General features: G+C 70.0%; 7 protein-coding genes. 3 read left to right on the top strand and 4 right to left on the bottom strand.

What is annotated here, in order from left to right; genetic code table 11:
• Nucleotide 1 precedes the first annotated feature (1 nt).
• Both SPR02S_RS06595 and SPR02S_RS06590 read right to left on the bottom strand, forming a co-directional pair.
• The gene (locus SPR02S_RS06595; protein ID WP_019056146.1) at nt 2-1291 is read right to left on the bottom strand and encodes an ABC transporter substrate-binding protein; all 1290 of its coding nucleotides are present in this window, start codon (nt 1289-1291) and stop codon (nt 2-4) included.
• A gap of 106 nt (nt 1292-1397) precedes the next feature.
• A complete protein-coding gene (locus SPR02S_RS06590; RefSeq protein ID WP_019056145.1) occupies nt 1398-3554 on the bottom strand; it encodes a DUF8189 domain-containing protein in 2157 nt (718 codons plus the stop codon).
• A 223-nt stretch (nt 3555-3777) separates the two neighbouring features.
• On the opposite strand from SPR02S_RS06590, the gene SPR02S_RS06585 reads away from it, so the two are divergent.
• The gene (locus SPR02S_RS06585; protein ID WP_026150289.1) at nt 3778-7833 is read left to right on the top strand and encodes a discoidin domain-containing protein; all 4056 of its coding nucleotides are present in this window, start codon (nt 3778-3780) and stop codon (nt 7831-7833) included.
• Nucleotides 7834-7877: 44 nt separating this feature from the next.
• Here the strand turns inward: SPR02S_RS06585 and SPR02S_RS06580 are convergent, their stop codons facing one another.
• Complete coding sequence (locus SPR02S_RS06580) at nt 7878-8324, bottom strand: SRPBCC family protein (RefSeq protein WP_019056143.1); 447 nt, start codon at nt 8322-8324, stop codon at nt 7878-7880.
• A 173-nt stretch (nt 8325-8497) separates the two neighbouring features.
• Between SPR02S_RS06580 and SPR02S_RS06575 the strand changes: the two genes are divergently transcribed.
• Both SPR02S_RS06575 and SPR02S_RS06570 read left to right on the top strand, forming a co-directional pair.
• Nucleotides 8498-9493, top strand: coding sequence for an ATP-binding cassette domain-containing protein (locus SPR02S_RS06575; protein ID WP_019056142.1), 996 nt, complete (start codon nt 8498-8500; stop codon nt 9491-9493).
• Nucleotides 9490-10281: an ABC transporter permease gene (locus SPR02S_RS06570; RefSeq protein WP_019056141.1), complete on the top strand. Its 792-nt coding sequence runs from the start codon at nt 9490-9492 to the stop codon at nt 10279-10281. The genes SPR02S_RS06575 and SPR02S_RS06570 overlap by 4 nt, the downstream gene beginning before the upstream one ends.
• Here SPR02S_RS06570 and SPR02S_RS06565 read toward each other — a convergent pair.
• On the bottom strand, nt 10262-13393 hold the full coding sequence (locus tag SPR02S_RS06565) for an ATP-binding protein (RefSeq protein ID WP_019056140.1): 3132 nt from the start codon (nt 13391-13393) through the stop codon (nt 10262-10264). The two genes, SPR02S_RS06570 and SPR02S_RS06565, sit on opposite strands and share 20 nt — an antisense overlap.
• Between the last annotated feature and the right edge of the window lie 9 nt (nt 13394-13402).

Raw genomic sequence — 13402 nt, 5'->3', positions numbered from 1 at the left:
GTCACGCGTTCCAGATCTTCTCGGCGTCGCGCTGCCAGTCGGTGAGGATGCTCCCGATCGACTTGGGCTTGGCCAGGAACTTGATCAACGCGTTGTCGGCGGTGGGCTGGAGGGCGTCGCTGGAGTCCCGGTTGAAGAACTGGGTGATCTCCACAGCCGAATCGACGTGCTTGCGGCCCTTCTTGACCAGTGCGGTACCGGCGTCCTTGGCGTCGGGGTTGCAGGGCAGGACGGTGCCGGAGGAGCCCTTGATGTAGATCTCCTGGGCCTCGGCGGTGGCGAGGTACTTCATCAGGTCGATCACCTGGTCGTGGCGGCCGGTGCGGGCGCTGGCGAAGTAGCCGTCCACAGGCGCCTCTTCGGCGAGCGGGACCTTGGAGTCGATGACGGGGAAGCGGAAGAAGTCGATGTCGTCCAGGGCGCTCTTGGGCGCCGCGTCGGCGAAGAAGGTGCCGATGAGCATCATGCCGCTGCGGCCGTTGAGCATGGAGGTCGACGCGTCCTGAAAGGCGACGGCGGCGCCGTTCTGGTCGAAGTACGGCAGCACCTCCTGCCAGCGGTCGAAGACCTTGCGCACCTCGGGGTCGTCGAACCGGTGCTTCCCCGCGAGGAGTTGGCGGTGGTACTCGGCGCCGTTGATACGGATGTCGAGGTAGTCGAACCAGGCCGAGGCCACCCAGGCCGTGCCGCCGCCGGCTCCCAGTCCGATCGGTGTGACGCCCTTGCTCTTGAGCTTGTCGCACAGGTCGAGGAACTCGTCCCAGCTCTTCGGCTCGCTCACGCCCCACTTGGCGAAGTTGGACTTCCGGTAGAACATGCCCCACCAGTAATAGGTGTTGGGCACGAAGACCTTCTTGCCGGAGCTCGCGGTGCACAGCGAGTTGAGCGCCTTGGAGTAGCGCTTGAGGTCGGGCGAGGAGGTCCACGCCTCGTCGAGGTCGAGCAGCAGGTTCTTCTTGGCGTAGGCGTCCGCGACCGAGCCGGGGTACCAGGTGTACACGTCCGGCGGGTTGGCCGAGGTGAGGTACGTCGGCAGCTGGGTGCGGAAGGTCTCCGCCGCGACCGTGTTGAGGCTCGCACGGTCGGAGCCCTTCTTGGCATAGGCGGCGACGAGGTCCTGCATCGCGGCCTTGGCCTGCGGGGCGGAGAGGTTGGACTGGAGGCTCACCGCGCCCTTCGAGGAGCTCTTGCCGGTGGAGGTCGAGGTGACACAGCCGCTGAGCAGCGCCGTCGCCCCCGCGGCACCGAGTCCGGCGAGGAACCGGCGGCGGTCTGGCTGATGGTTCGTCATAGATGGCTCCCTGTGGATCCCGCGCGGATCCGGATGCACACAGATCCGGATGCACGCGGTCCCAGATTCACGTGGTGTCCCCACCACGTCAAGAATAATTACTAATTTAGTTGAACTGGATCAGGTGTACGTAGCCGTCGACTCCGCGGAACACCGCGTCGACCGTCCCGTCCGGCCCGGCCACCGCCCCGAGCGCACCGTCGAACGCGGCGCTGGGGAACGCCTGTTGCTTGGTCCAGCCCTGCCAGGCACCGTTCTCGTACCGCTGCTGCCAGAGCGTGTAGTCGGCGGCCCGCGCGTACAGCACGACGGCATCCCCTACGGCGACCAGCGTCGGGCTCCCGCTGACGGTCCCGCCGACCGACGCCCACGGCGACCACTCCCCCGACACATCCCGGGACCGCGTCCACACGTCGTCGGCCGCGCTGCGTACGGCGACCTGCACCCGTCCTTGAGCGTCCACGGCAGCGGACGGCCGCCCGTACACCGCCCGGCCACCGGGTGCGCCGAGCGAGGTCCAGCCGGTCGACGGGCCGCGCTGCACGACCTGCCCGTCCGTGCCGGTGGCGAACAGCGTCCAGTGCGCGGGGTCGGCGAAGGCCACCGACGGCGCGTCGGCCACCCGGCCGCCCAGGCTCTGCCACGCGCCCCAACGGCCGCCGACGTAGGCCCGCCGGTACACCCGGGAGTCGGCGCCGCGTACGAAGACGTCGATCCGGCCGCCGGCCGAGGCGTAGGCGGCGGGCTGGCCGAGGATCGCGCCCTTCGTGGGGCCGCCGAGGTCCTTCGTCCCGCCGTCGGTCCGCTGGACGAGCGAGCCGTGCGGTCCGCGCAGGAAGGTGGTGAGCGTGTCGCCGTCGCGGACGACGGCCGGGCTCGACGTGGCCTTCGCGCCCAGGTTCGTACCGGGCAGAGCGTCCGCCCCGGTCAGCTTCAGGAGCGCGGTGCCGTGCGCGGGGACCTCGACGGTGTACGACCCCGTGTGCGTGCCCCGGTCGACACGTGCCCGCAGGTCACGCACCTGGACCGGTCCACCGAGTGCGGTGTCCGCGAACTGCACGGTACGCAGGGCGGGTTGGTCGGACCGATTGAGCAGGACGACCGCGCGCTGGCCGCGTCCCTCCAGCACCTTGCTGTACACGTCGCCGACCGAGTCCGAGGCCACCCGCACGCCCTGAATGGCGAGCGGGTCCTGGTCGACGGCGATGATCTCCGGGTTGCGCAGGGTGGCGAGCATCGAGTCGGAGAGGGTGCGCGGGTCGGAGCCCAGGACGAGCGGCGAACCCATCTCGGCCCACATCACGTACTGCGTGGTGGACTCCTCCTGGGTCAACTCCAGGGTGCCGTCGGTCATTTGGCGCATCGGGATGAGATAGTCCGGGTCGTTGTAGTGCCCCGGTCCCTGCGCCTCGGGGTGCCAGGCGTTCGCGTCCATGTTGCGCAGGATGTTGGGCCACTGACCGGGGCTCGCGGTGCCCCAGGCGATGTCCGTGCCGGTGCGCCAGGAGTCGGCGATCGTCGGGGCGTAGACGTACGTGTTGTGCGCGTCCTGCTCGGGTGTGTGCGGCAGGCCCCAGTCGTCGGTGAGCGGGTTGCACAGGTTGAGCAGCATCTTGCGGCCGGACTTGGCCACCGCGTCGCTGAACTCCTTGAACGCCGGGCCCGGATCGAGCTTCGCGCCGATGCCGCACAGGAAGTCGACCTTGACCGCGTCGATCTTCCAGCCGGCGAACTGCCGTGCGTCCGCGTCGTAGTGGCCCCTGCTGCCGAGCCCGCAGCTCTTGCCTCCGTCGTAGGTCCCGGCGTCGGTGTAGATGCCCGCCTTCAGACCGCGCTTGTGCAGGTAGGAGACGAGGGCGGGGATGCCGGAGGGGAAGCGGGTCGGGTTGGCGACCAACTGCCCGTTGGCGTCACGCGGGTTGTCGGCCTGCCAGCCGCCGTCGAGCCACACGATGTCGTAACCGGCGTCCCGCAGACCACTGTTGACCAGCTTGTCCGCGACGGAGCGCACTTGCTGCTCCGTGGGCGCGCCGAGACCGTAGTAGGTGTTCCAGCCCATGTAGGGCGTCGGCGCGAGGCCGCTGTCGTAGTAGTCGGGTGCGCCTTGGTCGACGCCGGCCTGCGCCGTGGCCACGGAGGCCGTGTTCTGCGCCGTGGCCACCGGAGCGGCGGTCGCCGCCAGCACGGTCGCGATGGCGACGACGGTGACACGGCGCGTCCGTCTCGAAGCCGCGGGTGTGCGGACCTGCGGATATGAAGTCACTTGCCTCTCCCGAGGGTTGGGAAGCAGGAGGACGTGACCCGGGCCGCACTGCGACAGGGGGCTTCCGGCGTCACGGCGACGACTGTGGCGCGCGACCGAAACCCTGTCAATATTAATTCCTAATTTATTAGAACGCCGCATCAGGGGTTGACACAGCTTCCCTCGCGTCACAGCCTTTGGCAACGTTGTCAGTGCCGCCGACGTCTGATGGGACATCACGCTCATGACAGATCAATCGAGTTCGCCACACATGTCGCGCCGCTCCGTCGTCACCACGGGTTCCAGCCTCCTGGCGGGGTTCGGCCTCGGTCTCCGCCTGCCCGCGTCGGCCGCGCCCTCCTCCCCCGCCACACCCGGCGAACTCGCCCTCCACCGCCCCGTGTCCGTCTCCTCGACGGCCTACGCGCCCACCCCGGGTTCGTTCGTGGTGGACCAGCTCACCTCGCCGGGGGTGCGCGGCAGCGGATGGCGGGCGGCGGCGGGCGACCCGCAGTGGATCGCGATCGATCTACAGGCCGTATGCACCGTCACGTCGATCCGCCTCACCTTCGAGGCCGACGCGAGCGACCCGGTGTTCACGCCTCCCACCACGGGCAACCCGGCCGACGGCACAACAGGCAAGGAGATCCAGTCCAGTTACTCGGTCGAGTACGTCGTCGAGACGTCGACCGATCACACATCCTGGACCAGCGCGTACCGCACCACGGCGGGCACCGGCGGAGTGGTGACCATCCAGCCCCCACGCCCGGTCACCGCCCGCTGGATACGCCTGACCTCCCTCCGGCGCTCCAACCCCAACCCCCTTGGCCTCAACGGCTTCGAGATCTACGGCACCGCCGCGGGCCACCGGCCGTCGGCCACCGGCTGGACGGACTGGGGCACCCACTCCGGACCGGCACCCAAGCTCGCGGTGGCCGAGGACGGCACGGTCCCGGTGGAGTCCGGCTGGCGACTCACACTGGACGACTGGGCCGACGGCGACGGCGCGAAGTTGTCGAAGACGTCCGCGGACACCAGCAGTTGGCTGCCGGCCACCGTCCCCGGCACGGTACTGGGATCACTCGTGGACCAGGGCAAGCTGCCCGACCCCGTGGTCGGACTGAACAACCTCCACATCCCCGAGGCCCTGTCACGTCATTCGTGGTGGTACCGGCGGGAGTTCGAGCTGCCGCGCGGTCTGCGCACCGGGACCGGGCGCCGGACCTGGCTGGAGTTCGACGGCATCAATCACACGGCCGACATCTGGCTCAACGGGCACCAAGTGGGCGGTCTGACCTACCCGTTCGCCCGCTCGGCCCATGACATGACCGAGCTGCTCGCGACGGGCGGGGCGAACGCGCTCGCGGTGAAGATCACACCGATGCCGGTCCCTGGCAGCCCCGGCGACAAGGGCCCGGCGGGCGAGTCCTGGGTGGACGCGGGCGCCAACCAGATGAACCTCAACTCCCCCACCTACCTGGCCTCTTCGGGCTGGGACTGGATGCCGGCGGTACGCGACCGGGCCGCCGGCATCTGGAACCACGTCCGGCTGAGAACGACCGGCCATGTCGTGATCGGCGATCCGCGGGTCGACACCGTGCTGCCGAACCTGCCCCAGGTGTCGGTCGCCGAGCTGACGATCGTCGTCCCGGTGCGCAACGCCGACACATCCGACCACAGGACAACGGTCTCGGCGGCCTTCGACGGCGTGCTGGTCAGCAAGGTCGTCACCGTGCCGGCGGGCGAGAGCGTCGACGTCACCTTCGCGCCCGACGCCTTCGGTCAACTACGGCTGCGCAACCCGACGTTGTGGTGGCCCAACGGGCTGGGTGACCCCGCTCTCCACAAGCTCACCCTGGTCGCCACACTCGACGGCGCCGAGAGCGATCGCCGCACCACCCGCTTCGGCATCCGCCAGTTCGGCTACGAGTACGAGGTGCCGCTGCCGTTCGCCAACTCCGGTGACGCGTATACCCAGTCCGTGCCCTTCGCCCGGCAACAGGCCCGGTACATGCGCGTCAAATGCCTGACCAGGGCGTCCGGTTGGGGCTACTCCCTGTGGACGCTGGCCGTACGCGACAGTGCGCGGCCCGCCACCGACCTGGCCCTGCACGCACACGCCGACGCTTCGAGCACGGACGGGGACGACCACGCCGCCGGCAACGTGACCGACGGCGATCCCGGCACCCGCTGGTCCTCGGCCTACGCGGACGACCAGTGGATCCGGGTCGACCTGGGCTCCGTGCAGTCCCTCGACGGGGTCGACCTGACCTGGGAACAGGCGTACGCGAAGAGCTACTTGGTGCAGGTCTCCGCCGACAACGCCACCTGGACCGATGCCGCGTCGGTGGACAACAGTGCGGTTCCGCTGCCGTTCAACAACGGCAACGCGAGCCTCCAGGTGGAGGACTTCACTGCCCGGACCGCCCGTTACGTCCGTATCAACTGCGGTCTGCGCAACACCAGTTGGGGCACCTCGCTGTGGTCTCTCGGTGTCGTCGACAGTACCGCCCCCGGCACCGACCTGGCCCTGCGCCAGAAGACCACCGCGTCCACCGAGGACCCCGACCACCCGGCCGCACACGCCACCGACGGTGACACGAGCACCCGTTGGTCCTCGGCGTACGAGGACCACCAGTGGATCCAGGTCGACCTCGGCGCCGCACAACGTTTCGACCGGGTCGCCGTCCTCTGGGAGTCGGCCTACCCGAAGACCTATGTGATCCAGGTGTCGGACGACGGGGACACGTGGACGGACGTGAAGTCGGTGTCCAACACCCCGGACCCGTTGAAGATCAGCGTGAACGGGGTGCGGGTCCTCGCCCGGGGCGGCAACTGGGGCTGGGACGAGCTGCTGCGCCGGATGCCGCCGGAGCGGATGGACGCGGCCGTACGCATGCACCGTGACATGAACTTCACCATGATCCGCAACTGGGTCGGCACGTCCGACCGGGAGGAGTTCTTCGCGGCCTGCGACGAGCACGGGATCCTGGTGTGGAACGATTTTCCCAACGCGTGGGGCATGGACCCGCCGGACCACGACGCCTTCAACTCGATCGCCCGGGACACCGTGCTGCGCTACCGCATCCACCCCAGCGTGGTCATCTGGTGCGGGGCCAACGAGGGCAACCCGCCCGCCGCCATCGACCAGGGCATGCGCGAGGCCGTGGAGGGACAGGCGCCCGGCATCCTCTACCAGAACAACTCGGCCGGCGGCATCATCACCGGCGGCGGACCGTACGGCTGGGTGGAGCCGGAGAAGTACTTCGACCCAACCACCTACGGCAGCAAGGACTTTGGCTTCCACACCGAGATCGGCATGCCCGTCGTCTCCACCGCCGCCAGCATGCGCAACATGACGGGTGACGAGCCCGAGTGGCCGATCCGCGGCGCGTGGTATTACCACGACTGGAGCGAGCGCGGGAACCAGGCACCGCAGACGTACAAGGCGGCCGTAGAAGCGCGCCTTGGAACGGCCACGGACCTGGACGACTTCGCCCGCAAGGCCCAGTTCGTCAACTACGAGAACACGCGCGCCATGTTCGAGGCGTGGAACGCGAACCTCTGGGACAACGCCAGCGGTCTGATGCTGTGGATGTCGCACCCGGCGTGGCACAGCACGGTCTGGCAGACCTACGACTACGACTTCGACGTCAACGGCACGTACTACGGCGCCCGTTCGGCCTGCGAACACCTGCACGTCCAGGCCGATCCCGAGGGGCGGGTCATCGCTGTCAACCACACGCGCAACGGCCTGAAGAACGCCGTGGTCTCAGCGCAGTTGATCGATCTGACGGGTCGTCGGCTCGGCGAGAGCAGGAGTGCCCGGCTGGACGTGGCACCGGCCGCGACCGCGAAGGCGTTCAGCGCGGCCTGGACCGACGACCTGCCGGACCTGCATCTCCTGCGCCTGACGCTGACCGGCGGCGACGGCCGGGTCCTGTCGCGCAACACCTACTGGCGCTATCGGACACCGGCGGCCATGCGGGCGCTGGGCAAGGCGCCGCGGACGAAGGTCTCCTCGACGCTCGGGCGCGTGTCCCGTTCCGAATCCCGTACCGAACTGACCGCCACCGTCCGCAATCACGGGCCGGCCGTCGCCGCCATGGTCCGGCTCTCACTGAAGAACGGCGCGACCGGCCGACGCGTACTGCCGACGCTGTACAGCCACAACTACCTGTGGCTGCTGCCCGACGAGTCCCAGTCCGTCACCCTGTCCTGGCCGACCAGGGCCCTGCCCTCGGGCCATCCGCTCCTGGAGGTGGAGGCGTACAACAGCCGCCCGTCGACGGCGAGTTAGTCCCCGGGCTTCCTAGGTCTCGGTCCTTCAGGAGGCCTCGTCCTTCAGGAGGCCTCCACCGCCGTCTTGATCCGCTGCCCGAACCCGGGCGCGTCCTTGCGTGCCGCACCCAGCGCGAAGCCCACGAGCAGTTTTCCGATGCCGTGGCCTTCGAGGACATTGAAGATCCTCACCTTGGTCGTGCCCGGACCGGTGGCTTCGAGGTCGTAGCCACCTTCGTCCGCCGTCACGGTGTTCTTGGAGGTCTCCGTCCAGCGGATGCGATGGGGAGCCTCGAACTCGGTGATCCGGAACGTGCGGCCCGTCTTCATACCGGCGTCCTTGACCGTGCTGGTGAAGACGGTGCCCACGGCCGTCGGGCCCTCGGGAGTCTTGGTGATCTCCTGGACCCTCGGGCTGAACTTGGGGTCGTTCGTGCCCTCGGCGAGGAAGGCGAATACTTCCTCGACGGGGCGGTTGACCTCGGCTGTCGCCTCGAACTGTCCGGCCACGATTCCTCCTGTGCTGCGGTGGGAGTTTTGGCTGGGTGCGCGCTGATGTGCCGAGCACCATCAGCTTATCGGCGCGGCTCCGCCCGTGCTCCCTGTCGGCGGACCCACCGGTTCCAGGGCACTGAAACCACCGTGAAACCGAGCTGAATGCGCCCTCCCGCAAGCTCTGCGGCATGACGACAACGACCCATGAACTCGCGATCTCAGCCACCGGGCTGTGCAAGGCCTACGGGGACAAGACGGTCCTCGACGGCATCGACCTGGCCGTGCCGACCGGCACCGTCTTCTCCCTGCTCGGTCCGAACGGCGCCGGCAAGACCACCGCCGTCAAGATCCTCTCCACCCTCGTGACCTCCGACGCCGGCGAGCTGCGGGTGGGCGGTCACGACCTGGCCACCGACGCACACGCCGTGCGGGCCGCGATCGGTGTCACCGGGCAGTTCTCCGCCGTCGACGGGCTGATCACCGGCGAGGAGAACATGCTCCTGATGGCGGACCTGCACCACCTGTCCAGGCAGGAGGGGCGCCGGGTCGCCGCCGAGCTGCTGGAGCGCTTCGACCTCACCGAGGCCGCGAAGAAGCCCGCTTCCACCTACTCCGGCGGTATGAAGCGCCGCCTCGATCTCGCCATGACCCTGGTCGGCGACCCGCGGATCATCTTCCTCGACGAACCGACGACCGGTCTCGACCCTCGCAGCCGGCACAACATGTGGGGAATCATCCGAGAGTTGGTCGCGGGCGGTACGACCGTCTTCCTCACCACCCAGTATCTCGACGAGGCCGATGAACTCGCCGACCACATCGCGGTGTTGAACGACGGCAAGGTCGTCGCCGAGGGCAGCGCCGAGGAGTTGAAGCGACTCGTCCCCGGCGGGCATGTACGGCTCCGCTTCACCGACCCGGACACCTACCGCTCCGCCGCCACGGCCCTGCGCGAGGTCACCCGGTTCGACGAGACGCTCTCGCTGCAGATCCCCAGCGGGGGCAGCCAGCGCGAACTGCGGTCCATCCTCGACTGGTTGGACGCCGCCGACATCGAGGCGGACGAGCTGACCGTGCACACCCCCGACCTCGACGACGTGTTCTTCGCCCTGACCGGCGGCGCCAAGGTCGCCCACCAGCCCAGCCAGCCCAGCGTGTCCAACCAGCCCAAGGAGAACGTCCGATGAGCACCCTCTCCCTCGCGGTCCGCGACTCGTCCACCATGCTCCGCCGGAACCTGCTGCACGTACGGCGCTACCCGTCCATGACCCTCAACCTGCTGCTCACGCCGATCATGCTGTTGCTGCTCTTCGTCTACGTCTTCGGAAACGTGATGAGCGCGGGCATCGGTGGCGGTGGCGCCGACCGCTCCGACTACATCGCCTATCTCGTCCCGGGCCTTCTGGTGATGACCATCGGCAGCACCGTGATCGGAGCCGCGATCTCCGTCTCCATGGACATGACCGAGGGCCTCATCGCCCGCTTCCGCACGATGGCGGTCTACCGCGGCTCCGTACTCATCGGGCACGTCGTCGGCAGTGTGCTGCAGGTGCTCGCCAGTCTGGTGCTCGTCGGTGCCGTCGCCGTGGCCATCGGTTTCCGGTCCACGGACGCCACGGTCCTGGAGTGGCTGGCGGCCATCGGACTGCTCGTGCTGTTCGCCCTGGCACTCACCTGGATCGCGGTCGGAATGGGCATGGCCAGCCCCAACCCCGAGGCCGCCAGCAACATGGCGACGCCGCTGATCCTCCTCCCGCTCATCTCCAGCGCCTTCACCCCGGCCGACACCATGCCGGGCTGGTTCCGGCCGATCGCCGAGTACCAGCCCTTCACTCCGACCATCGAGACCCTGCGCGGCCTGCTGCTCGGCACCGGGATCGGCAACAACTGGTGGATCGCGCTCGCCTGGTGCGTCGGCCTGACCGTGCTCGGCTACCACTGGTCGACATCACAGTTCAACCGCGGACTGAAGTAGCCGTCATGGCAGCGCGGGCCGCCTCCCGCAACTCGTCCCGCTCCAGGGCGGCGTACTCCGACACCGCGTCGGCGTATGCCGCCCCGGCAGCGTTCCCGGCGGCCCCGACCGCCCGCCGGGCACGGTCCGCCGACATGGTCGGCTGGAAATCGCGCAGCACCCGCAGCCGTTCGGCCAGCGCGATCAGCCGTACGGCGGAGGCGTCGCCGGAGACCAGCCCCGCCATGCCGAGGGCGTGCAACCCCGTCCCGAACACGGGGAGTTCCATGGGCGATCGGGCCGGTCCGGAGAGCAGTGTCCGCATCCGCTGCCGCAGCCGGTCGACCACGTCCGCGACGAGTTCGAGCCGGCCGGCGTGCGCGTGCGCCGTCACCGCGGCCGACTGGACCTGGAGCAGCCACCGGTCGTAGAAGGGGTCGTCGTTCTGCGTCGAGCCGGCCTCGGGGATCGCCTCCACGTTGCGCCGCCACAGGCCGAGCCCGACCTCCGTCAGCCCGCGGGCGAGCGCGATCTCGGCACGGCCGCCGAAGTCGGGACTGTAGACGTCGTCCTTCTGCGCGGGGTTGTGGTCCTCCGCCTGCCGCAGCCAGTACTCGGCCTCGTCGGGTTCGCCGCGCTGGAGGCAGGCGAGGACGAGGCCCCAGCGGACGCCGATGGAGTCGTGCTCGTCGCCGAGGCGCGGCAACGCCGCGAGCGCCGCCCTGAGATGTTCGTACGCGGCCTCGCCCTGCTCCGCCTGCAGACACAGCTCGCTCAGCCGGGCGTGCCCCAGGACCTGGAGGAAGGGGTGATCGACCGGCGCCAGTGCCTCGATGCCCCGACGGGCCGAGGCGAGCGAGCGGTCGATGTCGTGCTCGTACTCCCAGACATAGGTGGCGACGCACTCGGCGATGCCGGCGAGCAACGGCTGCTCGCTGGCACAGAGTTCCCGCAGCACCGCGTAGTCCGGGGGCAGCATCTCGGGGACCGCGCTCAGCACGGCCGAGATGGCACGCAGCAGGGTGTCCGGCGGAGCCGCGGGCAGCCGTCGCAGGGTGACGAGCTGGCGTACGACCTGCGGACCGTAGCCCATGAACAGGCTCGCCGTGCACAACACCGCGGCGGCGCGGGCGACTTCGACGTACTCGGGCTCGGGATAGTAGTGCGACAACGGCGGACCGGTGTCCGCGGCGAGCGCGGTGAGGCGGGGGTAGCTGGAGCCGGTGGACCACAGGGCGGCGAGGACCGCGGTGAGGGCGGCGATGGTGGGACAGTCCGTGCGGGCCAGGGCGTACCGCAGGGCCAGCACCAGATTGTCCTGCTCACCCCTGATCCGCTCCCAGGCGGACCGAGGCTCCGAGCCGAAGAACCAGTCATGATGCGCGACCCCGAAGTCCCGCGCCCACACAAGGAATTGGTCTACGGCCGCCTCGTCCTCGCCCGCCTCGGTACGCCGGGCCGCGCTGAACTCCCGTACGGTCTCCAGCATCCGGAACCGCACACCGGCCGGGGTGTCGGCGACGGTGAGCAGCGACTGGTCGGCCAACTGCTCCAGCAGGGCCAACGCGTCGTCGCCCAGCACCTGTTCGGCCGCCTCGCCGGAGAAGCCGCCGGGGAAGACGGACAGTGTGCGCAGCGCCGCTCTTGCGTCCTCGGCGAGCAGGTTCCAGCTCCACTCGACGACCGCGTGCAGGGTGCGGTGACGTTCCGGCACGTCCCGTGCCCCGCCGCGCAGCAGCGCGAAGCGGTCGCCGAGGCGGCGGGCGATGTCCGGGACCGACAGGACGCGCACCCGCGCCGCCGCCAACTCCACGGCGAGCGGCAGCCCGTCGAGGTGCCTGCACAGCTCGGCCACCGCGTCCGGCGGCAGCTCCACCCCGCTCCGGGCGGCCCGGGCCCGCTGCGTGAACAACTCCGCCGAGACACCGAGGCCGAGTTCGGGCAGCGCGTACACCGCCTCGGAGGTGAGGCCGAGCGGGGACCGGCTGGTGGCGAGCACCCGCAGGTCCTTGGAGGAGGAGACGAGCGCCTGTACGAGGTCGGCGGCGCCCCGGACGACCTGCTCGCAGTTGTCGAGGACCAGCAGCGCGGGCCCGGAGCCGAGCACGCCGAGCATGACGGTGACCGGGTCGCCCGAGGCGGACCCGCTCAGGGCACCGGCGCCGAGTGCGGAGGAGACCTCCGCGGCCACGTCCGCGTCCGCGGTGACGCCGGCGAGCGGCACGAAGTACACGACGCGCTGCTCGGCCCGGCGGCTGACGGCGTGCGCGAGCCGGGTCTTGCCGAGGCCGCCGGGTCCTACTACGGTGACGGCGCGCGAGGAACGGAGCAGCCCTTCGACCGCCGCGATGTCCTCGTCCCGGCCGAGCAACGGATTCGGCTCGTGCGGCACACCGTGCCTGGCCACCGGGGCCTCACCACGCAGCAACTCCTGTTGCACGGCCTTGAGTCCGGCGCCCGGATCGGTGCCGAGTTCGTCGCGCAGCTCCCGGCGGTACGCCTCGTACCGGGTCAGCGCGGCGGACGGACCGGCCGTCGCCGCCTCGCCGCGCAGCAACTCACCGAGCACCTCCTCGTCGCGCGGATGCGCCACGGCCGCCGCGGCGAGCGGTCCGGCGGCCTCCGCGTGCCGTCCGAGGCGGGCGAGCGCGAGCGCCTGCGCGCGGACGAGTGTGTCGTGGACGGGGGCACGTTCGGCGCGCAATGCGGCCACCGGGTCGTCGGTGTCGCCGCCCTGGTCGGGGGTGCCTTCCCAGAGGGCGAGTCCGGCCTCGGCCGCGGCCAGCGATCCCGCGTGGTCCCCGGCCCTGGCCCGGTCCGCGCCGGCGGTGGCGTGCAGCAGCAGGGCGGAGCTGTCGACCTGGTCCTCGGCGAGGGCGAGCCGGTATCCGGTCGGCGTGCTGACGATGAGGTCAGCGCCGAGCTGGGCCCGGGCCCTGGACACGAGGACCTGGAGCGCCTTCCCCGGCCGCTCCGGCAACTCGTCCGGCCACAGCCCTTCCACCAGCCGCTCGGTGCTGCAGCCCGTGCGCAGGTCGCCCGCGAGCAACGCGAGGAGCCCGCGGAGACGGGGCGCGGTGACCTCCTGTCTTCGATGGGCGACACGCGGCAGCAGGGTCAGGTCGGTACTCACCCGTGCAGG

It is taken from the genome of Streptomyces prunicolor NBRC 13075 (assembly GCF_000367365.1).
GTDB lineage: Bacteria > Actinomycetota > Actinomycetes > Streptomycetales > Streptomycetaceae > Streptomyces > Streptomyces prunicolor.
This window is presented reverse-complemented; position numbering and strand designations above follow the sequence as displayed.

Bases quoted from the DNA above. Each gene is read 5' to 3' on its own strand.
- SPR02S_RS06570 (WP_019056141.1), top strand. From the start codon at position 9,490: ATGAGCACCCTCTCCCTCGCGGTCCGCGACTCGTCCACCATGCTCCGC.
- SPR02S_RS06585 (WP_026150289.1), top strand. From the start codon at position 3,778: ATGACAGATCAATCGAGTTCGCCACACATGTCGCGCCGCTCCGTCGTC.
- SPR02S_RS06575 (WP_019056142.1), top strand. From the start codon at position 8,498: ATGACGACAACGACCCATGAACTCGCGATCTCAGCCACCGGGCTGTGC.
- SPR02S_RS06595 (WP_019056146.1), bottom strand. From the start codon at position 1,291: ATGACGAACCATCAGCCAGACCGCCGCCGGTTCCTCGCCGGACTCGGT.